Below are 26,417 nucleotides of genomic sequence, written 5' to 3'. Positions count from 1 at the left end.
GGACATGAGTTCCGTTATTTGCTTAAAATCCAGAGATTTGATCTCGTAATTTCAAGAAAAGCGGACCTGATGTCTGCCTACATAACGCCTGTATGAATGAGATCCAAGAAGGTGATCGCAAAAACGTCACCTTTTGTCTCAAGCATAGCAAATCATCGCTTAATGATTTGTAGTTCCTTCGGATATTTTGTTAAGCACTCAAACCCTGTATCGGTAATGAGAACGTCATCCTCAATCCGGACTCCACCCACATTAGGTATGTAAATGCCAGGTTCAATTGTGAACGTCATTCCCACCTTTAAACGGTCGTTATTTAACTCATTAAGAGACGGTAGTTCATGAACTTCAGCTCCAAGTCCATGTCCAATCCGGTGCGGGAAAAAGTCTCCGTAGCCGGCTGCGGTAATGACGGATCTCGCCTTGCGATCTAAGTCGCCTAAAATCGTTCCTTTCTGACAGATGCTCAATGTTTCTAGTTGTGCATTTAACACAGTTGAATAGATGTTTTCTTGTTCTTCTGTTGGTTGACCAAAGACAACCGTCCTTGTAATATCAGAGCAATAACCATCTAGAACTACACCTAGATCAAACAAAACGAAATCTCCCTCTTCAATGACTTTCATTTTGGGTTTTCCGTGGGGATTGGCAGATTGCTCTCCGCTCAATACTAAAGTGCCAAAGGACATTTCAGCAATCCCTTTTTTCTTTAATTCGTATTCAATTAAAGCAAGAACTTCCATTTCAGTTTTTCCGCTTTGTAACGCATGCACCCCAACCTCTACACCCAAATCAGCCAATTGAGCCGCTTCACGGAGGATTGAAATTTCTTCAGCGCTCTTAATGAGTCTAAGTTCCATTAAAGCTTGTTCGCAATTCAAAAAGCTGAGAGAAGGAGCGAGCTTTTGTAACTGCTCGAATCTTGCTACGGAAAGACCTTCTTTTTCAATAGCGAGGTTTTGTCCATCAAGAGTGAAAGAAGACATATATTTGGAAATAAGCTCCCATGGGTTTTCATGATCGCTATATCCAATGACCGGATAGTCCCAGCCAGCTTGCTTGACTAACGCTTTTTCCATATTTGGACAAACTAGAAATGGTTCTTTCTCTTGGAAAACAAAAAGGGCTATCAAACGCTCATGAGGTTCACTCCGAAGCCCTGTTAGATAAAATAGATTGGCTTTTCCTTGGATAAAGCCAAATGCAGCCTCGTTTTCCTTTAACCAATGTTTAATAGATTGTAATCGTTGTTTAGACATAGAGAACTCCCTTCAATCGTTTCATTATTCTAAATTTATCATCATATGATAGAATAGGAAAGAGTAGGAGATAGGAGAACCGATATGAAAACCTTTTTTAATTACCTATCATTAACGCTAGGAGCGATTATCGTTGCTACTGGACTAGAACTTATTTTAGCACCAAATGGTTTAGTTGATGGAGGAGTTACCGCCATTGCGATTATGGTTAATTCTCAGTTAGATTGGCCAATTTGGATGGTTTTTTTAGGCCTTAATGTACCAACTCTGCTCTTTTCAGGTCGTTATATGGGGAAGAAATTTGTTATTCGAACGCTCTATGCAAATGCAGTAACAACTCTAGCGCTTTGGTGGATGGCACCGATGTCTGCCATTACCTCATCAGAAGTATTAATTGTCCTTTATGGTGGGTTAATGTTAGGCCTTGGAATTGGACTTGTCGTAAAAGCAGGTGGGGCTGTTGATGGGACAGAGATGATTGCCATTTGGATTAATCGTCGCTTTCACATCCCGATTAGCAGTTTTTTATTAGCTATCAATGCGGTCATTTTAACGGGAGCGGCTTTCGTATTTACGTTAGAAAAGGCGATGTTTAGTATTGCTGTTTTTTATCTTGTTTCTAAGATGATTGATTTTGTGCTTGATGGATTAAACCAAGGGAAATCGGTTATGATTATTTCTGATTCTCCTCATAAAATCGGGGAAAAGCTTTTGGAGGAATTAGACGTCTCTATCACCTATCTATATGGTCAAGGTGGCTATACCGGGGATGAGAGATTAATAATTTATTGTATAACCAACCGTTTTATGTATCCTAAGTTAAAAGATGTGGTTCTCTCAATTGACCCAAGTGCTGTATTAGAAGCTTCTTACGTAACGGAAACATCGGGAGTGAAAAAGCAAACGATTTTTTCAACTAAAAATGGTGAAAATGATGCAGGAATCTGATAGAAAATGGTTAAATTGTTAAGAGCGAAGATAAAACATTCATTTAGGAGTAGATAAATATGAAATTAAGTTACCATGGACATTCAGTTGTTTGCGTTGAAACGCTAGGAACTAAATTAATTATTGATCCATTCATAACAGGCAATGGGTTAACTGATCTAGATCCCGATCAATTAAAAGTCGATGTTATTCTTCTAACTCATGGACATAATGATCATGTTGGCGACACAGTAGCCTTAGCAAAGAAAAATGATGCATTAGTGATAGCTCCATTTGAATTATCTACATACTTAAGCTGGCAAGGAGTACGTACACACCCAATGCATATCGGTGGCTCACATGAATTTGATTTTGGAACAGTGAAACTCACTCAAGCGTTCCATGGTTCTTCATATACAATTGAAGAAGAACAAAAAATGGTTTATACAGGAATGCCGGCGGGGTTACTGTTTACAGCGGAAGGAAAAACCATCTTCCATGCGGGAGACACGGCTCTTTTTGGCGATATGAAATTGATTGGAGAACGCAATACGATTGATGTTGCTTTTTTACCAATAGGAGATAACTTTACAATGGGTCCAGAGGATGCTGCGATTGCGGCTGAGTGGCTACAAGCAAAACGTGTAGTGCCAATTCACTACAATACGTTCCCTGTTATTGAACAGGATCCAGTTGAATTTGCTGAAAATCTATCCGGGAAAAAAGGACTTCCATTAAAAGTAGGAGAATCAATTGAGTTATAGAAAAAGTTACTAATTAAAACGATTTAAGCCTCACCGAGTGCGGGGGAGTTAGGTCGTTTTTTTTTTGCCTGTTCTTGATCGTTTTCATGGTCGTTTACAGACAAAAGTCTTCTTGCACGCTAAAAAAATTAGGTTCTAGACCAGGTCTTTCACAGAGGCTCGGTCTTTTTTTGCCTAAAAAAACATATGATGAAGTAAGAATCGGGGGGATTAAAATGAAACAAAGATATTTTATGTGTTTTCTGCTTGCTACAGCCATGTTGATGTATGGAATTGAATTCCTTCCCATGGCGGGCTCGATGGTCGATCAGATCTTTGCATGGGGATGGATTGCTTTTGCTAGTATGGTTATTCTCGGCAATGGCTTGCATCTGTTATATCGAAAAAAAGAAGAAGCAAGGAAATCTGTACCTATTAGAAAGCATGTACAAGTGAGAACTAAGTTAAGAGGATAAGAAGGAGAGCCTTGATAGTCGCATCTTTCACACGTATAATGGTTAGTAGTACAGATATGAATTTTCGGTAGAACAGCCGAGTGAAAGTGTGGTGGCTATCATGGCTACAAAGCATGAGCAGATTATTGAATATATTACAAGTTTAGCTGTTGGAGAAAAAATTTCCGTACGTTCGATTGCGAAAGCACTTACAGTAAGTGAAGGAACAGCTTATCGAGCGATCAAAGAAGCAGAAAATAAAGGATTAGTCAGTACGATCGAACGGGTTGGTACGATTCGCATTGAAAAAAAGAAGAAAGAGAATATTGAGAAACTTACTTATGCCGAGGTTGTAAACATTGTGGATGGACAAGTCCTAGGTGGAAGAGAAGGGCTTCATAAAACATTAAATCGTTTTGTGATTGGTGCGATGAAGCTAGATGCCATGATGAGATACGTTGAAGCAGGCAATTTATTGATCGTAGGTAATCGTGATCAAGTGCACAAAGTCGGCCTTGAAGCGGGTGCTGCTGTCCTCATTACAGGGGGATTTGACACGAGCGAAGAGGCAAAAGCGCTTGCTGATGAGTTGGCATTACCTATCATCTCCACGAGTTATGATACGTTTACAGTTGCAGCGATGATTAACCGGGCCATCTATGATCAATTAATTAAAAAGGAAATCGTTCTTGTCGATGATGTGTTAATTCCGTTTCAAGATACGTATTATATGACGACGCAAAACACGGTCGATAAATGGCATGATTTAAATGAAAAAACGGGCCATAGTCGCTATCCAGTCATTGATCAGAATTTAAAAATCAAGGGGATGGTAGCTGCTAAAGATGTATTAGGTGCGACGAAGCAAACACCGATTGAAAAGGTGATGACTGGCAACCCGATAACGGTAAATGAACGCACATCAGTCGCAGCAGCCGCTCACGTCATGGTGTGGGAAGGGATTGAACTTCTACCTGTCATTGATAGCCAAAGGAAGCTGCTTGGAGTGATTAGTCGCCAGGATGTACTTAAGGCCTTGCAAATGGTGCAGCGCCAACCGCATATCGGAGAAACGATTGAGGATATTGTTACAAGTCGTATACGAGATATTTCAACAGAGGAATTATTATTTGAATGTGAAGTAACCCCACAGATGACGAACCAGCTAGGAACGATTTCATATGGCGTCATTACAACCCTAGTAACCGAAGTAGGGAGAAGGGTATTACGTAAATTTAAAAAGGGAGATTTGGTTGTTGAAAATATTACCCTTTACTTCATAAAGCCTGTTCAAATTGACAGCATTATGACGATCCAACCGAAGATCCTTGAAAGCGGAAGAAGAAATGGCAAGATCGATGTTGAACTGTATCACAATGGTGATATTGTCGGTAAAGCGTTGATGATGGCGCAGTTAATCGACTAAATAAAGAATCCCTTTAGCAGATTCAAGGAAGCTGCAATGGCTTCACACGTTGCGCGTTTGCTATGAGAACCCCACTATAGCAGGCTTAAGACCAAGCAACGGTTCCGCTCATTGCTAAAAGGCCACTGAAAAAGGTGAGAATCGTACCTTTTTCAGTGGCCTTGCAAACGCTTGGGGGTGAACCATTTATCTTTAATTATCCAATTGGCCCATATAATGACGTGACGCACGATAGCCAAAGATGACATTGGCTAAACCGAGAATGGCGAATATAATCCCAACAACAAAATCTATTGTACTTCGAGGAAAGATAAACAAGTTTGCCCCGAATGCTGTGAGGAAGAAACCAAGAGTTAACGTAGATTTAGTTTGATAAATCTTTTTTAATAATGATTCTTCAGTACGCCAAAACTTAACTTTGTTATACATGAAGAAAACGGCCGAAACCACTATAATAATAGTTAATAGTTTATCCATAAAAACATACCCTCCTTTTTAGCAACCTAGTAGCAATAGCGAGCTCTACTTCGTTTATATGTAATAGACAGCTGAGAGTCTTAAGCTATTGCATGACCTTTTTCAAATGCGTATAGTAGCAATTGTATCTTGGTAACGATGATTTTGCCAGTGGAGGATCCGTGAACAAACAGGAGAGTGAGAAAATGATACAAGACATTCAAGTGAAAATAAATGAATTTGAGACCATCATTATTCATAGGCACGAACGTCCTGATCCAGACGCATTAGGGTCACAAATGGGATTAGCTCAAGTGATCAAAGAACGTTTCCCAGAAAAGAAAGTCCTTGTAGTAGGAGAAGAAGAGCCATCACTTTCCTTCTTAGGGAAAATGGATCAAGTTCTAGATCATGATTATGAACAAGCATTAGTAATTGTTTGTGACACGGCAAATACGGAGAGAGTGGACGATAAACGTTTTACTCAAGGGGCTTATTTGATCAAAGTAGACCATCATCCAAATGAAGAGCCTTACGGTGATATCGTATGGGTTGATCCTGCCTTTAGTTCAACTAGTGAAATGATCGTCGAATTTGTCATTCAAGGAAAAGAGAATGGCTACAAATTAAGCTCTGAATCTGCGTTGCTATTATACGCTGGTATAGTAGGAGATACGGGACGGTTTAGGTATACGAACACGACAGCTGAAACGTTCATGAGAACGAGTTTACTTGTTAAACAAACTTTTGATCAAAATGCTTTTTACTCTAATTTACATAAGAAAGACTTAAAGATCACTCGACTTCAGGGCTATGTATTGCAGCATTTTCAGGTTGTGGAAAACGTAGGTGTCATGAAGTTAACGGCAGAAGATTTAACACGTTTTCAAGTGACATCCAATGAATCATCACAACTTGTGAATACTTTTTCGGATGTAGAAGGGCTAAAAGCGTGGGTATTCTTTGTGGAAGATGCGGACCGTATACGCGTGAGGCTTCGTTCTAAAGGGCCGGTTATTAATGGCATTGCGGCTGAGCATCATGGTGGAGGTCATCCCATGGCGGCTGGAGCAACAGCTTATTCTTGGGAAGAAACTGAAGACATCGTATCCAAATTGATAAAGGCCTGCCAGTAAAAAGGAAAAGAGGGAAGGGTGCCGTGTATGTGGTTATCCTATCCCTCTTTTTGGTTTTTTACATTATTTAGCTGGGATAAACCAAGATCCAATTTCTGTAATGTCCTCGTACACGTCAATGCCATCCTTTTCTAGCTCCTTACGAATGATCTCAATTACTTCTTTTGACTCAGCAAAAGCAGACAAACCATTTTTAACCTTTTCAACTTTCTTTAGAGCCATTTGCTTACGGTTAAGCACCATGTCTTTTCCTGTTACATCCATGATCCAACCCTCCCTATTTTTATATAAGATATACTTATATTATACAGCATTTGACTAGATCAGAATGGAATTAAAAGAAAAGTTCGAAAAACTGTGACGTTTTAGAGTATGTTCAAAAAGGTCGGGTTTTACCTTTTTGAACATACTCTAAGCAATGAGCGGAACCGCTACAAGGTTTTAAGCCTTTTCTGAGTGGTTTTCTCAGAAGAGGCGCGCAGCGAGTAAGCCATTGCGCCTTTACTCCAGGTAGAATTACAAGTTCACAAAAGGTCAGGTTTTACCTGCTCTTTTAGCTCGATGGAATGATCTCTACATAAAGCTCAAGCGTTGTATAGAGGAACGTTCCGGTCACATTTAGTTGATAGCGCTTATCTTCAACCGTATAGACTTTATTCTCGATCGTACTTATCATTAACTCTTTCATATTGGCTATTGTCTCAAGATCTTTACGCTTAATGTCTTGTAATTCATTTAAAGCCTGTTGCTTTAAATCTAATAAGGTTAGTTGGTTCAACTTAAGCTTTCGGTCATTATTAAAATGAATCTCAATGTCCTGAAGCGTTAATTTTTTTTGATTTTCCTCATTTAATTTTGTTTGCTCACTTACTAATATTTTTTTTTCTCTCTCGAGATCTCGTATCGTCGCTTCTTGTTCAGAGATACGAACAACTAATCCTTCATACACTTGTCCGTATTGATAAATAAAAAAGAACCAACCAATGAAAATCCCGAGTATGATGCCCGCGAAAAAGCGTTGAACCGTAGGACGCCCGAAAAAAGGTGGAATCCTCATGATGGCAAGGACTCCCCAACAATCCACTGGATAAATACAGTACCGGAATGAGCTCCACATAATGCTGCTAGAATCATAAACCCGGTCTTGAAAATATCGTCATGCGTTCCATAAAAAAGACCGCGTTCAATATTCGTAATAGCATCAAATGTTCCACCGATGGCTGCGACAATCGCCCATATTTTTAAGCTTCCGGCTAGGTCATGCATCGCTGATAAAGGAGGTTTTCCAATTAAAAAAGCCCCGATGCCACCAATAATAGCCCCCCCAATGATGACACCAAAGGCAACAAAAAAATCAATAATAAGTGTGGCGAGTAGTTCGCGAGTTAGCATTTGGATTCACCTTTCTTTCTTCTCTAATTGTATCAATTAAAAAGTGGTAGCTTTTTAGCATAGTTGTAGCTTGTCTATTTATTGACAAATGGTCTAGATAAAAGGAGAGCAGGAATAACTTTTTATAATAAAGCTTATCCATATATATATAAGACAAGACTTTAGAAATTATGACTACAATTATGAAACTCCTTAGGCACTCTCGTGTTCAATTTAGGAGAATTTGTACTATACTAGAGAAACAAATAAGGAAAGGGGATGAGGTTGAAATGGAGATTGTCCTAAGTCATGTTTACAGTGAATACAGTCTTCTATCTTCCACTAATCGAATAGAACCCCTCGTCAAAAGAGCAAAGGAACTCGGATATAAGGCATTGGCATTAAGTGATAGACATGTGATGTATGGAGCTGTTCCTTTTTATGAAGCCTGCTTAAAGCATCAGATAAAGCCCATTTTTGGTTTGGAGTTAACCATCGAACAAGATAGCAAAGGACACTCAAGTGAGTCGGCCTTGATTCGAGTGTATGCAAAAAATCAGAATGGCTACACCAACTTGCTTAAGCTTTCAACCATTATTGGTCATAAACCAGATAAGAAGTCTTACTTAACGAGAGATGAAGTGGTTCCATACTTGGACGATTTAATGGTTGTCGTTCCTTTTACCAATGGTCCACTGTCCTCTTTTTTGTTTCAAAATCGCGAGGAGCAAGCTAGTGTTTGGTTGAAAACGTGGTTAGGAACGATGGAGGGATCGGATTGTTATTTAGAACTGCAAGCTAGTTCAAAAATGGATAAAGAAATGCATCAAAGTATAAAATGGCTATCTGAGAAAACTGGAGTCCATTTACTGGCCTCTCAGCCCTGCTTTTATTTAGAGAAGAAAGATGCGAAGGCTTACCAAGTTGTCCGTTCGATAAAAGAAAACGTTAAAATAGAAGATTACCCGCTTGAAAGAAAAGAGGCTTTCTTTTATTTACAAAGTCCTAAGGAAATGCAAGATCTTTTCAAGGGAGAGGAGGTAGCTCTAAAGGCAACGCAGTTTTTTGCTTCAAAGTGCTCGGTACATTTAGAGCTAGATAAGCCGCAACTCCCTAAGTATCCAAATGAGGTAAATCAGAGTTCAAATGAATTTTTAAGAACATTGTGCCTGGAAGGTTGCTCCATTCGTTATGAGAATATTTCGACCGAGGTATTGGAACGATTAGAGAAAGAGTTAGCGGTTATTGAACGAATGGGCTTTAGTGATTACTTTTTAATCGTATGGGACTTTATGAAATATGCAAGAGAACAAGGGATTTTAACTGGTCCGGGGAGGGGATCTGCTGCTGGCTCATTAGTGGCTTATGTATTACAGATCACCAATGTCGACCCATTACATTATGATTTGCTGTTTGAGCGTTTTTTGAATCATGAACGGGTTTCAATGCCTGATATTGATATTGATTTCCCCGACCATAGACGGGATGAAATCATTACTTACGTTCAAAAAAAGTATGGAAGAGCACATGTCGCGCAAATTATTACATTCGGTACATTAGCGGCTAGAGCTGTTATTCGAGATGTTGGGAAAGTGCTAGGAGCCGATAGCTATGTAATTGAGCAACTTATTAAGCAGATCCCATCCGCTCCTGGAATGACTCTAGCCAAAGCATTGGCTGACAGTGAAACATTACAAGAGTTGGTTCAACAATCAGAGGATGTACACGAAATGTGGAAGATTGCACTGGAATTAGAAGGTCTCCCGCGCCACTCCTCGACTCATGCTGCGGGGGTCGTGATCAGCAGTGAACCATTAACAAAAGTAATGGCGTTACAAGCGGGACAATCCATGATCTCTTTAACTCAAGCAACTATGGATATCGTTGAAAAATTAGGACTACTCAAATTTGATTTTCTCGGATTACGAAACTTAACGTTACTTGAGAATATAACTAAATTAATTGAACAACAATCAGGGACGAAAATAAACTTATCGGATGTTCCATTCGATGATGAAAAAACGTTCCAATTACTAGGTAAGGGAGAAACGACAGGAGTTTTTCAACTTGAATCACCCGGGATGAGACAAGCTTTAAAACAGTTAAAACCATCAGAATTTGAAGACATCGTTGCGGTCAATGCGTTGTATCGACCGGGTCCAATGAAATACATCCCAACTTATGTAAAAGGCAAACATGAAAATGCACCGATCTCAGTAGCCCATCCTGACCTAATACCGATTCTAACAAGAACATATGGGGTCATAATCTATCAAGAACAAATTATGGAAATTGCTTCGACCATGGCTGGTTTTTCTCTTGCAGAAGCAGATATTCTGAGGAGGGCGATCGGCAAAAAGAAAAAACAAGAGCTAGACCAACAGCGTGAAGCCTTTATAAAAGGTGCTAATTTAAAAGGATATTCTAGACAAGTTGCAGAAGAAGTTTATGAGCTTATTGAGCGATTTGCCGATTACGGCTTTAATCGAAGTCATGCTGTTGCTTATAGCATGATTAGTTATTATTTAGCGTATTTAAAAGTGAATTATCCACTTGCCTTTTATACAGCTCTTTTATCGGGGGTTTGGAATCAACATGATAAATTAGCTCATCACATTCGTGAATGTAAGGATGCAGGATATGAGGTGTTGCCTCCCTCGGTTTCAAAGAGTCAAATTCTCTTCTCGATTGAAGATCAAGGGATCCGATTTGGATTATTGCCTATTGCACATGTCGGATTGCAAGCGGCAAGGCAAATTGTTCAAGAAGGAAGAAAAGAAGCCTTTACCGATTTGTTTAGCTTTGCTGTTCGAGTTGATCAAAAAAACGTTAATAAAAAAGCATTAGAAAACTTAATAAAAGCAGGAGCTATGGATGAGTTTGAAGAAGATCGTGCGACTTTGTTATACGCGGTAGAAGAAGCGGTGCGTTTCGCGAGTGAAGTGAATTCTTTTCAAAATGAGACTGAGGGACTCTTTACGTTAGATTTACAACCTCCGAATTATCGCCAAGTGGAGCCACTCCTCCCACAAGAGAAGTTGGATTTTGAAAAAGAAGTATTAGGTTTTTATTTATCCGGACATCCAATTGAAGAGTGGAAGGGAAAACTGCAAGACGTAGGACGCCTTACTGTGGATGAAGCGTTGACCAAACAAGGAACAGTTAGAGTGGCAGGGTTGATTACACACGTTAAGAAAATCAAAACAAAAAAAGGAGAAGGGATGGCGTTCTCAGCGATTACAGATGAATCTGGGGAATGTGAATTAATCATATTTCCTCGGACTTGGAGTAAACATGAACAAGTGTTTGACGAAGGAAGGCTTGTGTTAGTAGAGGGGCGTTTTGATCAGACAAAGGAACGACTCCAACTAATTGTCGATAAAGCAGCGCCTGTCGATTCTCTAGGTGTAAAGAAAGAGCTAGATGCACTTTACTTAAGAATCACAGCTGAACAAGGGAAACCTGAGATATTAACAAAAGTGAAAAGTTTACTTCTTGAGGAGAAGGGTGCGATCCCGGTTATTTTGTATTACGAGAGAACTCAGCAAACGATTCATTTATCTCAAGATTATTATGTAAGCTCAAGTTTCGACTTCTTAAATGGTATGAAAAAGCTCTTAGGTGATGAGAATGTAGTATTAAAAGCAACTATATAAAAAATGAAGCTAGACAGTATTGTCAGTTATTCTTTCAAAATAGAATATTTTCCGTATAAGTTTATTGAGAGTTAGTCGTAAATAGGGCATTTTATCACTTTGGTAGATTCATTTCATATTTAGTCTTGGCTAATCAAGGAATCTTCTATATAATAAAGGATGTTTTAGTGGTCAGACCAGTGAATTTTATTAAAAAAATAGATAATCTTACATTGAAGGAGAGTGTCATTGTGGCAACGACTAGAGAAGAAGCTTTACATATGCATCGTATTAATCAGGGGAAACTTGAATCTAGAGCAAAGGTAGCTGTACGTAATGCAAAGGATTTAAGTTTGGCCTATTCTCCTGGTGTAGCTGAACCTTGTAAAGAAATTTTTGAAGATGTCGAAACTGTTTATGAATATACAATGAAGGGGAACATGGTTGCTGTTGTTAGTAATGGTACAGCAGTACTAGGGCTTGGGAATATCGGACCAGAAGCATCTTTACCTGTTATGGAAGGAAAAGCGGTTCTATTTAAATCGTTTGCTGGTGTCGATGCATTCCCTATCTGCTTACGTACAACAGACGCAGAGAAAATCATTGAAACAGTGAAATTGCTTGAACCTACTTTCGGTGGTGTTAATTTAGAGGACATTGCTGCACCAGACTGCTTTGAAATTGAAGAACGTTTGAAAAAAGAGACCAATATTCCTGTGTTTCATGACGATCAACACGGAACGGCTATCGTTACGTTAGCTGGTTTAATTAATGCATTGAAAATCACAGGAAAGAGTATGTCTGAAATTAAAGTCGTGGCAAATGGAGCTGGATCAGCGGGAATTGCCATCATTAAATTGATGCAAAGAATGGGTGTCAGGGACATCATTATGTGTGATTCAAAGGGGGCTATTTTTGAAGGTCGCACTTATGGCATGAATAGCATGAAAGCAGAAGTGGCTAAGTTTACTAACCGCGACAAATTAGAAGGTAGTTTGGCAGATGTGATTAAAGGGTCTGATGTGTTTATCGGAGTATCGGTTGCCGGAGCTCTAACTAAAGAGATGATTGAAAGCATGAATCCAGATCCTACTATTTTTGCAATGGCGAATCCTACACCAGAAATTATGCCAGAAGAAGCAAAAGCAGCAGGTGCAAAGGTAATTGGAACAGGACGCTCTGATTTTCCTAATCAGGTTAACAATGTTCTTGCATTCCCTGGTATTTTCAGAGGAGCCCTTGATGTGAGAGCCACTCACATTAACGAGGAAATGAAAGTGGCTGCTGTCTACGCAATTGCTGATCTAGTTACGGAAGCAGAACTAACTCCTGACTATGTCATCCCAGCTCCATTTGATCCAAGAGTGGCCCCAGCTGTAGCTTCTGCTGTAGCAAAAACGGCAATGGAAACAGGTGTTGCCCGTAAGAAAGTTGACCCAGAAGCAATTGCTGAAAAAACGCGTCGACTAGCTATTATTGGCGACGAGGAATAAGAGGGAGCAATAGAGAGCGATGTTTTCTAATAAAACGACCTTGAACTTATAACTGAAGTGAGGGTGAGAAATGTCCTCAGAACAACCGAAAGTGTATATAGAAGTTATTAAACAAATTAACAATATTATAAATGAAGATCAGTTAAGAAGTGGTGATAAACTACCTTCAGAGAGAGAATTGAGCGACCGTCTAGACGTAGGTCGCTCTTCTGTCCGAGAAGCTCTACGGGCATTAGAATTGCTTGATTTAATTGAAACGCGTCGTGGAGAAGGTACGTATATGAAGCCATTTGGCAGTTATCGTCTAGTTGAAATTCTTTTATCATTTTTGCTGAAAGATGAAAATGACAGGAAGGATTTGACGGAAACAAGACGAATAGTAGAGCTTGAAGCTTTAAAATTAGCTTGTGATCGAATCTCTGATGAATCCATTATGAAGCTTGATCAGCTTTTGAATCGTGCAAAAGAAGAATGGTCTCATGGTGATTTGCCGGTTGAAGAGGATTATTTATTTCATAAAACGATTGTAAAAGCGTGTGGGAATCGGTTGCTCCTAAATTTATGGATTTCCCTTGTTGAATATAACAAAGTTGCAATCGAACGTTCTCTGCAAAGAGAAGGGCGTATGTCAGCCTCTTTAAAGGAACATGAAGAAATTTATCAGGCTCTAAAAAATCGAGATCGTGATCAAGCGACGCTAGCTATGAGACGTCATTTAGAAAATAGTCGTTTTTAGTGAAGCCATTTTAATAAGTTGCCGTTCATGATAGCCTGTACTATTTTTAAAACTATTGCCATAAGATGAACTATTACAGCTTAAGCGAATGAGGTGGGAAAGTGCTTAAGGATTTCCTAAAGAAGAAGAAAAGATACGCAACAATTCCTTCAGAACGGGCAAAGCAAGAAGTCCCAGAAGGCTTAATGACAAAATGTCCGTCATGTCGGACGATTATGTACACGAAAGAGCTTCAAAAGAATTTAAATGTTTGTGACTCATGTGGACACCATTTTCGAATGACAGCACCAGAACGATTCGATAGCTTACTTGATGTGGGTTCGTTCACAGAATATGATAAAGATATGATTAGTCAGAATCCGCTTGACTTTCCGACATATGAAGATAAGTTAGAAGCAGATCGTAAAAAAACAAACTTAAACGAAGCCATTGTAACGGGAAAGGGCACGATCAATGGATATGGAGTCGTAATGGCCGTTATGGACTCTCGTTTTAGAATGGGGAGTATGGGTTCTGTTGTCGGGGAGAAAATCACTAGAGCCGTCGAACAAGCTATTGAATTAAACGTCCCATTCATTTTATTCTCAGCCTCTGGTGGAGCGAGAATGCAAGAAGGGGTATTAAGTTTAATGCAGATGGCGAAAACGAGTGCAGCTTTGCAAAAATTAAGTCGACAAGGTGGATTATTCATTTCGATTATGACGCACCCAACCACTGGTGGAGTATCTGCTAGTTTTGCTTCTCTAGGAGATTATAACTTTGCCGAACCAAAGGCATTGATTGGATTTGCAGGACGAAGAATTATTGAACAAACCATTCGTCAAGACTTACCTGAAGACTTTCAAACGGCTGAATTTCTTTTAAAGCATGGACAGCTTGATCGGGTTCTCCCGCGTTTAGAAATGAAGGAAACATTAACAAAGATATTAGACATCCATGCTTTATAAGGGAGGTGTAGAAAGATGGCAAGTGAATTAGGATTTGAAAAGCCAATTTTAGAATTAAAAAATAAAATTTCTGAGCTTCGAACATTTACAGAAGAAAAAGAAATGGATCTGACAGATGAAATTTCCAAACTTGAAAATCGCTTACAGCAACTAGAAAGAGATATCTATGGCAATCTACAGCCATGGGAGCGTGTTCAAATAGCTAGGCATAATGAGCGCCCTACTACTCTTGATTATATTGAACATTTATTTACGGATTTTCTAGAAATGCATGGCGACCGATATTACGGAGATGACGCAGCGATTGTTGGAGGAATCGCCAAATATAAAGGTAGAGCCATAACTGTTATAGGTCACCAACGCGGAAAAGATACAAAAGAAAACATCCGACGGAATTTTGGGATGCCACATCCAGAAGGTTATCGAAAAGCTCTTCGTCTAATGAAGCAAGCAGAGAAATTTGATCGTCCCATTATTTGTTTCATAGATACAAAAGGAGCTTACCCTGGGAAAGCGGCAGAAGAACGTGGACAGAGTGAAGCGATTGCGAAAAATTTACTAGAAATGGCTGGCCTTACCGTACCTGTTGTCTGCATTGTTATTGGTGAAGGCGGTAGCGGTGGAGCATTAGCGCTAGGTGTGGGGAACCATATTCATATGCTAGAAAATTCAACGTATTCGGTCATTTCTCCTGAGGGTGCTGCAGCCCTACTATGGAAAGATGCATCCCTTGCTCAAAAAGCAGCGGAGTCAATGAAAATTACAGCTCCAGATTTAAAAGAGCTGGGAATCATAGATGAGATCATTCATGAGGTGAAAGGTGGCGCACATCGTGATGTTGCACAACAAGCAAGATCAATTGACGCAGTACTACAACAATCAATGGTCGCTCTTTCTGAATTAACAGAGGATGAGCTAATTGAGCAACGCTATCAAAAATATAAAAATATTGGACAATTTACGTATGTAAACGATGTCATGCCTATTAATAAAGGCTAAATGCTTCCGGTTTTTTCGGAAGCTCTTTTTGTGTTGGTAGTTACTGGATTGTATTCATCTCAGTAAAGTGGTATTTTAAAAAATGGATGTGAAACTCTCAGAAAAATCTTCATGAATAAGAGGAAAATACACAAGCTATATTAACATCTGTTTTTTATGATTTTACTGTATATAAAGTTTGAGGAGGTTGTTCGTATGAAGAGAATTGGTGTATTAACAAGTGGTGGAGATTCACCCGGAATGAATGCAGCTATTCGTGCTGTTGTACGTAAGGCTATTTTTCATGAATTAGAAGTGTATGGAATTTCTTATGGTTATCAAGGGTTAATTAATGGTGATATTAAGAAAATGGAGCTAGGTTCAGTAGGTGATATCATTCATCGAGGAGGAACGATGCTTTATACTGCTCGTTGTGAAGAATTCAAAACCCTTGAAGGACAACAAAAAGGAATTGAACAGCTGAAGAAATTCGGGATTGAAGGACTTGTTGTCATCGGTGGAGATGGTTCATATAGAGGCGCTCAAAAACTTACAGAACATGGCTTTCCTACAATCGGTGTCCCTGGAACGATTGATAACGATATTCCAGGAACTGACTTTACGATTGGTTTTGATACGGCATTAAATACTGTTATTGATGCAATAGATAAGATTCGTGATACGGCAACTTCGCATGAGCGTACATATGTGATTGAAGTAATGGGACGTCACGCTGGAGACTTAGCTCTTTGGTCTGGTCTAGCGGATGGAGCAGAGACAATTGTCGTTCCGGAAGCAGATTATGATATGGAAGAAATCATTGGTCGTCTAAAACGTGGACAAGAACGTGGGAAAAAACACAGTATTATTATCGTTGCAGAAGGTGCTGGTACAGGTTTTGACTTTGGGGACCGCATTAAAGAGGCGATGAACCTTGAAACACGTGTTACCGTACTAGGTCACATTCAACGTGGAGGATCACCAACAGGATTTGACCGTGTCCTCGCCAGTCGACTCGGAGCAAAAGCGGTAGACCTCCTCTTAGAAGGAAAAGCAGGCGTTACAGTTGGAATCGAAAAAAATGAACTTGTCTACCATGACATTAACGAAGCACTAGCAAAGAAACATACAATTGACTTAGAGATGTACAAGCTATCACAACAATTATCGATTTAGAGATTTTAGAGAAAGGTCGAACTTAACCTTTTTCTCTGAAATCGAAGCCGCTGCCATGTTTTAAGCCTTTCTTTAGTGTAGCCAATGCACCAACCAAACAGGTACGCTCTTGAAAGCGGAAAAAGGTCGAATGCCCCTTTTTCTATAAAATCGTATGACCACAGAAACACCTTCAAGAATCGAAAAAGGCTGAAACCTTTCTCTATAATCTAAATTAGCCATTATTTTTAATTAAATTAAATCAGGAGGCAAATATGCGTAAAACAAAAATAGTCTGTACGATTGGTCCAGCAAGTGAGTCAGTGGACAAGTTAGTAGCGTTAATTGAAGCCGGAATGAATGTAGCTCGTTTGAATTTTTCACACGGAGATTTTGAGGAGCACGGTGCTCGTATTAAAAACATTCGTGAAGCTGCGGAAAAAACAGGGAATACGGTTGCCATTCTTTTAGATACGAAAGGTCCAGAAATTCGTACACAAACATTAGAAGGTGGAGTAGCTGAATTAAAAGCAGGCGATGAACTAATTATTTCAATGACTGAAGTAGTCGGGAATAATAAGAAAATCTCAGTTAGTTACCCTGGCCTGATTAATGATGTATCACCAGGTTCTAGCATTCTTCTTGATGATGGATTAATTGGTCTTGAAGTAACTGAAGTGCTTGAAGGTGAACTAGTAACAAAGGTCTTAAACAGTGGGACGTTAAAAAATAAAAAAGGTGTAAATGTACCGAATGTAAGTGTAAACTTACCTGCTTTAACGGATAAAGATGCTGCAGATATTAAATTTGGTATTGAGCAAGGTGTTGACTTCATTGCTGCGTCATTCGTAAGAAGAGCAACAGATGTTTTAGAAATTCGTGAACTTCTCGATAACAATAATGGAAGTGAAATTCATATCATTCCAAAGATTGAAAATCAAGAAGGCGTTGATAACATTGACGAAATCTTAGATGTTTCGGACGGCTTAATGGTTGCACGTGGAGATTTAGGAGTGGAAATTCCAGCTGAAGAAGTACCTTTAGTACAAAAGCAACTTATTAAAAAATGTAACTTTGCTGCAAAGCCGGTTATTACGGCAACTCAGATGCTTGATTCCATGCAACGTAACCCAAGACCTACAAGAGCGGAAGCAAGTGATGTTGCGAATGCGATTTTTGATGGCACGGATGCAATCATGCTTTCTGGTGAAACAGCTGCTGGGGACTATCCGGTTGAATCTGTTCAAACGATGCACAATATTGCAACTCGTACAGAGCAAGCTCTTAATTACAGCAATATGCTTCGTAAGAAAACGAAAGAAGAGACAACTACAATTACTAGTGCAATTGGTCAATCGGTTGCTCATACAGCCTTTAACTTAAATGCAGCTGTTATTTTATCAGCGACTGAGAGTGGTCATACGGCTCGTGTGGTTTCTAAATATCGTCCTAAGTCACCAATCATTGCCGTTACAAGTAATGCAAAGGTGATTCGCAAGCTAAGTCTTGTTTGGGGTGTAACTCCTATACAAGGAAGAGAAGCTACATCCACTGATGAAATGTTCGAATCGACGATTTCAACTGCTTTAGAATCTAATTCAATTAAGCAAGGAGATCTAGTGGTCATTACTGCTGGAGTTCCAGTAGGAGAAACAGGAACAACGAATATTATGAAGGTCCATGTCATTGGCGAGGTTGTTGCGAAAGGTCAAGGAATTGGCCGCAGGTCTGCAGCAGGACGAGTGGTTGTGGCGCGCGATGCGGCAGAAGCACTTGAAAAGACAACAGAAGGCTCTATCTTAGTTACGTATAGCACAGACAAAGATATGATTCCTGCTTTTGAAAAAGCTGCAGCGGTTATCACAGAAGAAGGTGGATTAACTTCACATGCAGCAGTAGTTGGCATTAACTTAAGTACGCCTGTTATTGTTGGTGTGCAAGGGGCGCTTGATCTATTTAAAGATGGTGAAGAAATTACGGTCGATAGTGCGCGTGGGGATATTTACAGAGGACACGCTAGTGTACTATAATTAATAACTATGGAGAAGGGAATCCCTTCTCCTATTTTTATATCAAAACTGAAATTCGTACCATTTTGTTCTCTTATTCAGAACTCAAAAAAGGAGCATGCTATGTTTCGAATATTACTATTACTGATTATCGTTGTACCTGCGTTAGAAATTGCCGTCCTCATATTAGCTGGAAATGTAATCGGAGTTTGGCAAACGATATTCCTTATCATTGCTACAGGTGTATTAGGGGCCTGGCTTGCTAAAAAAGAAGGACTTCAAGCTGTACGATTAGCTCAACTTCAAACACAGCAAGGTCAATTGCCTAGCGGCGTATTACTTGATGGCATATGTATACTAATTGGTGGTGTAGTTTTATTAACTCCAGGTTTTATCACTGATGCGATCGGCTTTTTCTTATTGGTTCCGCAAACAAGAACGTATGCAAAAGCTCTGCTCTTAAAAATCTTCAATAATATGATTAAAAATGGGAACTTTATCATTTTGAATCGAAGATAATCTGTTGAAAAGGTAACCTGTAAAAAAGAAAGAGGGAAGACTGTTGTCACAAGCATCCATTTTTATGTTAATTTTATTAGCTGTCGCTATCGTTGCGAAAAATCAATCTTTAATAGTAGCAGTTGCCTTTTTACTGATCGTTAAATGGGTCGGACTCGGTGATAAGTTATTTCCTCTCTTTCAACAAAAAGGAATTAATATTGGTGTAACAGTTATTACGATCGCAGTCTTAACTCCTATAGTGACAGGTGAAATTGGTTTTAAACAATTAGGGGAAGCCGTTAGATCCTCTTATGCCTGGGTTGCTCTTGCGTCTGGGATTTTAGTAGCATTAATTGCGGCGAACGGAATTAGTTTATTGAAGAACGACCCACACATTACAACAGCTTTAGTTTTTGGAACTATTTTAGCTGTTGCTGTTTTTAAAGGAGTTGCCGTAGGTCCATTAATCGGAGCTGGAATTGCTTATTTTGCTATGAAAGTTGTAAGTTTTTTTTCTAATTTAGGGAGCTAAAAGTATTGTAGGGAATAGGTTTTTTAGCAAAAAGTAAAAGAGAAATTTTAGAATTTAAAAACAACTTTTAGAGAAAACGTTCACAAAAGCTTAATAAATCGTTATAATAGAAGTTGTGAACATCCTTATACATAGAAACAGCCTGCATTCTCTAAAAAGTGGAATGTAAGCATTTACTATTTTGGGGAAACTAAGTTTTAAAGAAAAGGAGAGGTTAACGTGAGTACAACTCGTGGTCTAGAAGGTATTGTAGCAACGACGTCAAGCGTTAGTTCCATTATTGAAAGTGTCCTTACTTATCAAGGATATGATATTGATGATTTAGCGGATAATGCGAGTTTTGAAGAGGTTATTTATCTCTTATGGAATGGACGATTACCAAATTCAACGGAGCTGAGTCAATTTACTCAAGAGCTAGCAGATCATGCTGAAGTTCCAAAAGAAATTATTGACCAAATGAAAGCTTATCCAATCGACAAAGTTCATCCAATGGCGGCTCTTCGGTCAGCGATTTCAAGTTTGGCATTATTTGATGAACAAGCAGATGTAATGGAAGAGGAAGCAAACCGACTTAAGGCGGTTAAAATTCAAGCACAAATCCCAACGATCGTGACAGCGTTTTCACGCATTCGTGATGGTTTAGAGCCAGTTGGCCCGCGTAGTGATTTAGGATTTGCTGCAAACTTCTTGTACATGTTAACGGGCAATGAGCCAGACGAAATTGCTGTCAATGCCTTTAATAAAGCACTTGTATTGCATGCTGACCATGAGTTAAATGCTTCTACGTTTACAGCTCGTGTCTGTGTTGCGACATTATCAGATGTATACTCGGGTATTACAGCTGCGATTGGCGCTTTAAAAGGCCCACTTCATGGTGGTGCAAACGAAGCGGTTATGAAAATGCTTATGGAAATTGAAGACGTTGAAAACGTTGAACCATACATTCGTAAAGCATTAGATAATAAAGAAAAAATCATGGGCTTTGGACATCGTGTCTATAAAGATGGAGACCCACGTGCGAAGCATTTAAAAGAAATGTCTAAGCGTTTAACAGAAATTACTGGTGAGACAAAGTGGTACGAGATGTCTACCAAAATTAATGAAATGGTTACTGGAGAAAAGGGTTTACTACCAAATGTAGATTTTTACTCTGCAAGTGTTTACCACAGCCTTGGTATTAAACATGACCTTTTTACACCGATTTTTGCAGTAAGTCGTGCATCAGGCTGGTTAGCTCATATCCTTGAGCAATATAGTAATAATCGTCTTATCCGTCCACGTGCTGAATATGTTGGACCTGGTAAACAAACTTATATTCCAATTGAACAACGATAAGAGCGTGCCTGGGAGGATGACCTCCCTGTACATAGATTGACAAGTGCGTTGAATTTTGGCTACATTAGACTAGGTAGTCTTATATTTTTAATTATTTCAGGAGGTTAAGAACATGGCAGACGTAATTAAAGTAAACAATGGTGTACTTGATGTACCAAACAATCCAATCGTTCCTTACATTGAAGGTGACGGTATTGGACCAGATATTTGGGCAGCTGCTTCACGAGTATTAGATGCTGCTGTTGAAAAAGCATATAACGGAGAGAAGAAAATCGAGTGGAAAGAAATTCTTGCTGGTGAAAAAGCGTTCAACCAAACAGGTGAGTGGCTGCCGGAAGAAACATTAGAAGCTGTTCGTGAATATATGATCGCAATCAAAGGACCTTTAACAACGCCAATCGGTGGTGGTATTCGTTCTTTAAACGTTGCACTTCGTCAAGAGCTTGACCTTTACGTATGTCTTCGTCCTGTCCGTTATTTTAATGGAGTTCCTTCACCTGTAAAACGTCCTGAAGATACAGATATGGTTATCTTCCGTGAAAACTCTGAGGATATTTATGCTGGTATCGAGTATAAAGAAGGATCTGAAGAAGTTAAGAAACTTATTGCCTTCTTACAAAATGAAATGGGAGCTACGAAAATCCGTTTCCCTGAAACATCTGGTATCGGAATTAAGCCAGTATCGCAGGAAGGAACAGACCGACTAGTTCGTGCGGCTATTCAATATGCAATTGACGAGGGTCGTAAGAGTGTGACACTTGTTCACAAAGGTAACATTATGAAGTTCACTGAAGGAGCCTTCAAAAACTGGGGTTATGAAGTAGCTGAGCGTGAGTTCGGAGATAAAGTCTTCACATGGGCTCAATATGATAAGTTAGTTGAAACAGAAGGCAAAGATGCTGCTAATAAAGCACAAGCTGATGCAGAAGCTGAAGGCAAGATTATCGTTAAAGATTCGATTGCTGATATCTTCTTACAACAAATTTTAACTCGTCCTAAAGAGTTTGATGTTGTAGCAACAATGAACTTGAATGGTGACTACATTTCTGACGCCCTTGCTGCACAAGTTGGTGGAATCGGTATTGCTCCAGGAGCAAACATTAACTACGACACAGGACACGCTATTTTTGAAGCTACACACGGTACGGCTCCTAAATACGCTGGTCTTGATAAAGTAAACCCATCTTCAGTTTTACTTTCTGGTGAGTTATTACTTCGTCACTTAGGTTGGTTTGAAGCGGCTGATCTAATCATGGCATCTATGGACAAAACAATCGCAAGCAAAGTTGTAACATATGACTTTGCACGTCTAATGGACGGCGCTACAGAAGTTTCTTGTTCTGGATTTGCTGAAGAGTTAATTAAAAACCTATAAGAGAATGAACACCAAAAGGTCATTTACAACCTATAAGAGAATGAACACCAAAAGGTCATTTACAACCTTTTGGTGTTAACTTGAAGGAATGAGCGAAGCCGCTGTTACGTGCTAACCCCCTTCACAGCGTGCGGGTCCATTGCAATTCATTGCACTTTTTTGAACGTAAAATTCAAATTATATCAAAAATTCTTATCATGGGGAGTGAGTGTGTCATGGCAATTAAACGTAGAAAGATTTCTGTTATTGGTGGTGGCTTCACTGGAGCTACAACTGCTCTTATGGTTGCTCAAAAAGAACTAGGAGACGTTGTTCTTCTTGATATTCCACAAATGGAAGGTCCAACAAAAGGTAAAGCACTAGATATGCTAGAATCGACACCTGTTGCAGGAATTGATTCGAATATTGTCGGAACTTCAGATTATGCAGATACGAAGGATTCTGATGTTGTTGTTATCACTGCTGGAATTGCACGTAAACCAGGTATGAGTCGTGATGATCTTGTGAGCACAAATGCTGGAATTATGAAGGCTGTTACAAAGGAAGTTGTTAAATACTCACCTAATTGCTACATTATCGTTTTAACGAACCCAGCAGATGCAATGACTTACACGGTTTACAAAGAGTCTGGCTTCCCTAAAAATCGTGTAATTGGTCAATCCGGAGTACTTGATACGGCACGTTTCCGTACATTCGTTGCACAAGAATTAAACCTATCTGTTGAAGATATTACAGGTTTCGTTCTTGGTGGACACGGTGACGACATGGTTCCACTTATTCGTTACTCAGCTGCTGGCGGTGTGCCACTTGAGAAGCTTATCCCTCAAGATCGCTTAGACGCTATTGTTGAGCGCACACGTAAAGGTGGCGGTGAGATTGTTGGTCTTCTAGGTAACGGAAGTGCTTACTACGCGCCAGCTGCGTCACTTACTCAAATGGTTGAAGCAATCATTAAAGATAAGAAACGTGTTATTCCTACAATTGCTTACCTTGAAGGTGAGTATGGCTATAATGATCTTTATGTGGGTGTTCCAACCATCCTTGGTGGAGACGGAATTGAAAAGGTCATTGAGCTTGATTTAACAGAAGATGAAAAAGCAGCCCTTGCTAAATCTGTTGAATCTATTAAAAATGTTATGTCGGCATTGCCAACTGCATAATTTTCTTAAAGTATGCCACTTACGAGTGGTGTACTTTTTTTGGTTAGAGAAGGGAAGAGACAATTTCGGTAAATAGAGTTATCCTCTTTGAGCATTGTTTGCTATACTGAAACTATAAAAAGAGAGCCGATTCACTCGGCAGGGATGAAACCGTAACATGTCGCTCGTAATAAAGTCGGGCTTGGAGGTTTAATATGTCACAACGCTTATTAATAGTCGATGATGAAGAATCAATCGTTACTCTGCTTCAATTTAATTTGGAGCAGTCTGGTTACGAGGTAACAACTGCGCTCGATGGTGCTAAAGCACTTGAACTCGCCAAAAATGAAAGCTTTGATATGCTTATACTTGATCTCATGTTACCTGAAATGGACGGTCTAGATGTGTGTAAACAGTTACGTCAAAATAAAATCATGACACCGATTTTGATGTTAACGGCTAAAGATGATGAGTTTGACAAAGTCTTAGGATTGGAGCTTGGAGCGGACGATTATATGACGAAACCGTTTAGCCCAAGGGAAGTGGTTGCAAGAGTCCGTGCTATCTTAAGACGATCCCAACCTGTAATTTCAGAAAATGAGGTATCTAAAAGCTCTAATCAAGATCAAGTGATTAAATTTGGAGAAGTAGAAATTTATCCAGAAAATTATGAAGTGCTGTTCAAGAAGCAGTCCATAGAACTAACACCGAAAGAATTCGAATTACTTTTGTATTTAGCCAATCATAAAGGCCGTGTTTTAACAAGAGATCAACTTTTAAATGCCGTTTGGAACTATGAATTTGTTGGCGATACAAGAATTGTTGATGTGCACATAAGTCATCTTCGGGAGAAAATCGAAGCAAATACAAAGAAGCCTGTATATATTAAGACAATCCGAGGGCTTGGTTATAAATTAGAGGAGCCTTCCTTACATGTATAAACTACGGTTCAAGCTCAACTTTGCTACATTGCTAATCACGCTGCTAGTGATGGCAGGACTTGGCATTGTTATTGGGCAGTTGTATCAAGCATTCTATTTGAGCAACTTAACTGAACGTATCGAAAAAGAAACCAATTTAGCTGCTTATATTATCAGTGAAAAAGAGAGCTTGACAGGAGAAACACCACAACGTTTAGCGATCGAGTTTTCCGAAATGCTTGAGGCACGAGTAACAATTATCTTACCAGATGGCACGGTTATTGGAGAATCAGAGAAGGATCCGTCTCTGATGGATAATCATTTAACAAGACCAGAGATTGCTGCTGCTAAAAGAGGCGAGAAGGGAGCTGAAATTCGTCATAGTGATACTGTTCATGACGAATTACTATATTACGCAGTTTCGATTATAGACCCTTCAGGAAATCACTTAGGCTATTTACGCTTAGGACTCTCCACTCAAACATTAGCTGAAATGGATCAGATCATCTGGGGGATATTAGCTACTAGTTTTATCATTGCTTTTATCATTATTGTGTCTATAACCTACCGGGTAGCTAACGAAATGATTAGACCCATTGAACAAGCTACTGTTGTTGCGAATGAGTTAGCCGAGGGGAATTATAAGGTTAGAATACAAGAAGGGAAGCGGGATGAAATTGGCCAATTGACACGCTCCATTAACATTTTGGCTTACAATTTAGAGCGTCTTACGAAGCGACACCAAGCTCAAACGGAACGGATGGAAACGTTAATTGAAAATATGGGTAGTGGCTTAATTCTGATTAATACAAAAGGAGATATCACTCTTATTAATGGAACATGTCGCACAATTTTTCAAGAGAATACCGATCTTTGGTTAAATCAGCTTTACCATGACGTGATTAAACATAAAGAGGTCATTCGGATTGTTCAGACGATCTTTCTAACAGAGGAAAACCAAAGGAAGCAAATTCATTTTCCTGTGAAACTTGAAGTACGTCATTTTGAAGTGTATGGCGCACCAGTTATGAGTAATAGAGGGAAATTAAAAGGAATCGTTCTCGTTCTTCATGACATTACTGGCTTAAAGAAACTAGAACAAGTTAGGACTGATTTTGTTGCAAATGTTTCCCACGAATTAAAGACGCCTGTAACTTCGATCAAAGGTTTTACAGAGACTCTTTTGGATGGGGCCATGCATTCAGAACCGTTGAGAGAAAAATTTCTAAATATTATCGCAAAAGAGAGTGAAAGGCTTCAAGATTTAATTGAAGAATTACTTGAGCTCTCGCGAATCGAACAATCATACTTTAGGCTCAACTGGCATACAACAAATTTTAAAACGATTATAGAAGAAGTATTTGATCTACTAAAAGAAAAGGCCAAAAATAAAGGGATTCATCTTGATCTAGTTATAGAAGGAGATACAACTCTTGAAGGGGATGCTACTCGTCTGAAACAGATCGCAATAAACTTAATTAACAATGCAATTGCGTATACGCCGACTGGAGGACACGTAACGGTTTTCTTAAAAGGGAGAGAAAACCGCGTTGAACTAGATGTAATTGATACAGGCGTCGGAATCAGTGAGAGCGAATTACCTAGAATTTTTGAACGTTTTTACAGAGTAGACAGAGCTCGAAGTAGAAATTCAGGCGGAACAGGACTAGGTTTAGCAATTGTAAAGCATTTAGTAGAAGCTCATTCTGGTATCATATCGGTTACAAGCCAAGTGGGAAAAGGAACGACATTTTCTATTGAATTTCATAAAGAACGTCAACAATAGAGTGACATCATTTACAAAATATTTACAATCACTTTAAACATGCTTAATGTTGGCCGGCTACAATGTAATAGAACGGTTTCATCACTGTCGAGCAACTAGACAACAC

The 26,417-nt window shown here is 39.3% G+C and carries 24 protein-coding genes; 19 read left to right on the top strand and 5 right to left on the bottom strand.

From position 1 onward, the window contains the following. Positions 1–152 precede the first annotated feature (152 nt). Positions 153–1,256 carry a M24 family metallopeptidase gene (locus PQ474_RS12175; RefSeq protein WP_273843506.1) on the bottom strand — a complete coding sequence of 368 codons (1,104 nt, stop codon included), beginning with the start codon at positions 1,254–1,256 and terminating at the stop codon, positions 153–155. An 84-nt stretch (positions 1,257–1,340) separates the two neighbouring features. Here PQ474_RS12175 and PQ474_RS12170 point away from each other — a divergent pair, with 84 nt between their 5' ends. The 4 genes from PQ474_RS12170 to PQ474_RS12155 all read left to right on the top strand — a co-directional run bounded on the left by PQ474_RS12170 (position 1,341) and on the right by PQ474_RS12155 (position 4,807). After that, complete coding sequence (locus PQ474_RS12170) at positions 1,341–2,204, top strand: YitT family protein (RefSeq protein ID WP_273843504.1); 864 nt, start codon at positions 1,341–1,343, stop codon at positions 2,202–2,204. Between the two features lie 59 nt (positions 2,205–2,263). Beyond that, entirely contained in the window at positions 2,264–2,947 is a 684-nt protein-coding gene (locus tag PQ474_RS12165) for a metal-dependent hydrolase (RefSeq protein ID WP_273843503.1), read from the top strand. A gap of 215 nt (positions 2,948–3,162) precedes the next feature. Next, the gene (locus PQ474_RS12160) at positions 3,163–3,402 is read left to right on the top strand and encodes a hypothetical protein (protein ID WP_273843501.1); all 240 of its coding nucleotides are present in this window, start codon (positions 3,163–3,165) and stop codon (positions 3,400–3,402) included. Between the two features lie 100 nt (positions 3,403–3,502). After that, positions 3,503–4,807 (top strand): DRTGG domain-containing protein, encoded by a 1,305-nt coding sequence (locus PQ474_RS12155; RefSeq protein ID WP_273843499.1) that lies wholly within the window; start codon positions 3,503–3,505, stop codon positions 4,805–4,807. 192 nt (positions 4,808–4,999) lie between these two features. Here the strand turns inward: PQ474_RS12155 and PQ474_RS12150 are convergent, their stop codons facing one another. Next, positions 5,000–5,284, bottom strand: coding sequence for a YtpI family protein (locus tag PQ474_RS12150; protein WP_273843497.1), 285 nt, complete (start codon positions 5,282–5,284; stop codon positions 5,000–5,002). Between the two features lie 185 nt (positions 5,285–5,469). On the opposite strand from PQ474_RS12150, the gene PQ474_RS12145 reads away from it, so the two are divergent. Then, positions 5,470–6,399, top strand: coding sequence for a DHH family phosphoesterase (locus PQ474_RS12145; protein ID WP_273843495.1), 930 nt, complete (start codon positions 5,470–5,472; stop codon positions 6,397–6,399). A 63-nt stretch (positions 6,400–6,462) separates the two neighbouring features. Here the strand turns inward: PQ474_RS12145 and PQ474_RS12140 are convergent, their stop codons facing one another. The 3 genes from PQ474_RS12140 to ytrH form a co-directional block, all read right to left on the bottom strand. Further along, positions 6,463–6,663: a YtzJ family protein gene (locus PQ474_RS12140; protein WP_273843492.1), complete on the bottom strand. Its 201-nt coding sequence runs from the start codon at positions 6,661–6,663 to the stop codon at positions 6,463–6,465. Between the two features lie 289 nt (positions 6,664–6,952). After that, positions 6,953–7,456, bottom strand: coding sequence for a sporulation membrane protein YtrI (ytrI, locus tag PQ474_RS12135; RefSeq protein WP_273843490.1), 504 nt, complete (start codon positions 7,454–7,456; stop codon positions 6,953–6,955). Next, positions 7,453–7,791: a sporulation membrane protein YtrH gene (ytrH, locus tag PQ474_RS12130; RefSeq protein ID WP_227936613.1), complete on the bottom strand. Its 339-nt coding sequence runs from the start codon at positions 7,789–7,791 to the stop codon at positions 7,453–7,455. Before ytrH ends, ytrI begins: the two co-directional genes overlap by 4 nt. A gap of 269 nt (positions 7,792–8,060) precedes the next feature. Here ytrH and dnaE point away from each other — a divergent pair, with 269 nt between their 5' ends. From dnaE to pnpS, 14 genes are all read left to right on the top strand, one after another. Next, positions 8,061–11,426, top strand: coding sequence for a DNA polymerase III subunit alpha (dnaE, locus tag PQ474_RS12125; protein ID WP_273843485.1), 3,366 nt, complete (start codon positions 8,061–8,063; stop codon positions 11,424–11,426). 260 nt (positions 11,427–11,686) lie between these two features. Then, positions 11,687–12,898: an NADP-dependent malic enzyme gene (ystJ, locus tag PQ474_RS12120; protein WP_273843592.1), complete on the top strand. Its 1,212-nt coding sequence runs from the start codon at positions 11,687–11,689 to the stop codon at positions 12,896–12,898. Between the two features lie 70 nt (positions 12,899–12,968). After that, complete coding sequence (locus PQ474_RS12115) at positions 12,969–13,634, top strand: FadR/GntR family transcriptional regulator (protein WP_273843483.1); 666 nt, start codon at positions 12,969–12,971, stop codon at positions 13,632–13,634. 101 nt (positions 13,635–13,735) lie between these two features. After that, positions 13,736–14,581, top strand: a complete 846-nt coding sequence (gene accD / locus PQ474_RS12110; protein WP_273843481.1) for an acetyl-CoA carboxylase, carboxyltransferase subunit beta — start codon at positions 13,736–13,738, stop codon at positions 14,579–14,581. Between the two features lie 15 nt (positions 14,582–14,596). Continuing rightward, positions 14,597–15,580: an acetyl-CoA carboxylase carboxyl transferase subunit alpha gene (gene accA / locus PQ474_RS12105; RefSeq protein ID WP_273843479.1), complete on the top strand. Its 984-nt coding sequence runs from the start codon at positions 14,597–14,599 to the stop codon at positions 15,578–15,580. 195 nt (positions 15,581–15,775) lie between these two features. Continuing rightward, on the top strand, positions 15,776–16,735 hold the full coding sequence (gene pfkA / locus PQ474_RS12100) for a 6-phosphofructokinase (RefSeq protein ID WP_273843477.1): 960 nt from the start codon (positions 15,776–15,778) through the stop codon (positions 16,733–16,735). A gap of 254 nt (positions 16,736–16,989) precedes the next feature. After that, the gene (gene pyk / locus PQ474_RS12095; protein WP_273843475.1) at positions 16,990–18,744 is read left to right on the top strand and encodes a pyruvate kinase; all 1,755 of its coding nucleotides are present in this window, start codon (positions 16,990–16,992) and stop codon (positions 18,742–18,744) included. Positions 18,745–18,846: 102 nt separating this feature from the next. Then, positions 18,847–19,242 carry an FxsA family protein gene (locus PQ474_RS12090; protein WP_273843473.1) on the top strand — a complete coding sequence of 132 codons (396 nt, stop codon included), beginning with the start codon at positions 18,847–18,849 and terminating at the stop codon, positions 19,240–19,242. A 40-nt stretch (positions 19,243–19,282) separates the two neighbouring features. Next, positions 19,283–19,756: a DUF441 domain-containing protein gene (locus PQ474_RS12085; RefSeq protein ID WP_273843591.1), complete on the top strand. Its 474-nt coding sequence runs from the start codon at positions 19,283–19,285 to the stop codon at positions 19,754–19,756. A gap of 219 nt (positions 19,757–19,975) precedes the next feature. Next, a complete protein-coding gene (gene citZ, locus PQ474_RS12080; protein WP_273843471.1) occupies positions 19,976–21,091 on the top strand; it encodes a citrate synthase in 1,116 nt (371 codons plus the stop codon). Positions 21,092–21,203: 112 nt separating this feature from the next. Continuing rightward, positions 21,204–22,466 (top strand): NADP-dependent isocitrate dehydrogenase, encoded by a 1,263-nt coding sequence (gene icd, locus PQ474_RS12075; RefSeq protein WP_273843468.1) that lies wholly within the window; start codon positions 21,204–21,206, stop codon positions 22,464–22,466. Positions 22,467–22,681: 215 nt separating this feature from the next. Further along, on the top strand, positions 22,682–23,626 hold the full coding sequence (gene mdh / locus PQ474_RS12070; RefSeq protein ID WP_273843465.1) for a malate dehydrogenase: 945 nt from the start codon (positions 22,682–22,684) through the stop codon (positions 23,624–23,626). Between the two features lie 194 nt (positions 23,627–23,820). Continuing rightward, positions 23,821–24,546: a response regulator transcription factor gene (locus PQ474_RS12065; RefSeq protein WP_273843462.1), complete on the top strand. Its 726-nt coding sequence runs from the start codon at positions 23,821–23,823 to the stop codon at positions 24,544–24,546. Beyond that, positions 24,539–26,311 carry a two-component system histidine kinase PnpS gene (pnpS, locus tag PQ474_RS12060; protein ID WP_273843460.1) on the top strand — a complete coding sequence of 591 codons (1,773 nt, stop codon included), beginning with the start codon at positions 24,539–24,541 and terminating at the stop codon, positions 26,309–26,311. The genes PQ474_RS12065 and pnpS overlap by 8 nt, the downstream gene beginning before the upstream one ends. The last annotated feature ends 106 nt before the right edge of the window (positions 26,312–26,417 follow it).

The sequence above is a fragment of the Halalkalibacter alkalisediminis genome, assembly GCF_028610705.1.
GTDB classification, from domain to species: domain Bacteria; phylum Bacillota; class Bacilli; order Bacillales; family Bacillaceae_D; genus Halalkalibacter; species Halalkalibacter alkalisediminis.
This window is presented reverse-complemented; position numbering and strand designations above follow the sequence as displayed.

Bases quoted from the DNA above. Each gene is read 5' to 3' on its own strand.
- PQ474_RS12175 (WP_273843506.1), bottom strand. From the start codon at position 1,256: ATGTCTAAACAACGATTACAATCTATTAAACATTGGTTAAAGGAAAAC.
- PQ474_RS12170 (WP_273843504.1), top strand. From the start codon at position 1,341: ATGAAAACCTTTTTTAATTACCTATCATTAACGCTAGGAGCGATTATC.
- PQ474_RS12165 (WP_273843503.1), top strand. From the start codon at position 2,264: ATGAAATTAAGTTACCATGGACATTCAGTTGTTTGCGTTGAAACGCTA.
- PQ474_RS12160 (WP_273843501.1), top strand. From the start codon at position 3,163: ATGAAACAAAGATATTTTATGTGTTTTCTGCTTGCTACAGCCATGTTG.
- PQ474_RS12155 (WP_273843499.1), top strand. From the start codon at position 3,503: ATGGCTACAAAGCATGAGCAGATTATTGAATATATTACAAGTTTAGCT.
- PQ474_RS12150 (WP_273843497.1), bottom strand. From the start codon at position 5,284: ATGGATAAACTATTAACTATTATTATAGTGGTTTCGGCCGTTTTCTTC.
- PQ474_RS12145 (WP_273843495.1), top strand. From the start codon at position 5,470: ATGATACAAGACATTCAAGTGAAAATAAATGAATTTGAGACCATCATT.
- PQ474_RS12140 (WP_273843492.1), bottom strand. From the start codon at position 6,663: ATGGATGTAACAGGAAAAGACATGGTGCTTAACCGTAAGCAAATGGCT.
- ytrI (WP_273843490.1), bottom strand. From the start codon at position 7,456: ATGAGGATTCCACCTTTTTTCGGGCGTCCTACGGTTCAACGCTTTTTC.
- ytrH (WP_227936613.1), bottom strand. From the start codon at position 7,791: ATGCTAACTCGCGAACTACTCGCCACACTTATTATTGATTTTTTTGTT.
- dnaE (WP_273843485.1), top strand. From the start codon at position 8,061: ATGGAGATTGTCCTAAGTCATGTTTACAGTGAATACAGTCTTCTATCT.
- ystJ (WP_273843592.1), top strand. From the start codon at position 11,687: ATGCATCGTATTAATCAGGGGAAACTTGAATCTAGAGCAAAGGTAGCT.
- PQ474_RS12115 (WP_273843483.1), top strand. From the start codon at position 12,969: ATGTCCTCAGAACAACCGAAAGTGTATATAGAAGTTATTAAACAAATT.
- accA (WP_273843479.1), top strand. From the start codon at position 14,597: ATGGCAAGTGAATTAGGATTTGAAAAGCCAATTTTAGAATTAAAAAAT.
- pfkA (WP_273843477.1), top strand. From the start codon at position 15,776: ATGAAGAGAATTGGTGTATTAACAAGTGGTGGAGATTCACCCGGAATG.
- pyk (WP_273843475.1), top strand. From the start codon at position 16,990: ATGCGTAAAACAAAAATAGTCTGTACGATTGGTCCAGCAAGTGAGTCA.
- PQ474_RS12090 (WP_273843473.1), top strand. From the start codon at position 18,847: ATGTTTCGAATATTACTATTACTGATTATCGTTGTACCTGCGTTAGAA.
- icd (WP_273843468.1), top strand. From the start codon at position 21,204: ATGGCAGACGTAATTAAAGTAAACAATGGTGTACTTGATGTACCAAAC.
- mdh (WP_273843465.1), top strand. From the start codon at position 22,682: ATGGCAATTAAACGTAGAAAGATTTCTGTTATTGGTGGTGGCTTCACT.
- PQ474_RS12065 (WP_273843462.1), top strand. From the start codon at position 23,821: ATGTCACAACGCTTATTAATAGTCGATGATGAAGAATCAATCGTTACT.
- pnpS (WP_273843460.1), top strand. From the start codon at position 24,539: ATGTATAAACTACGGTTCAAGCTCAACTTTGCTACATTGCTAATCACG.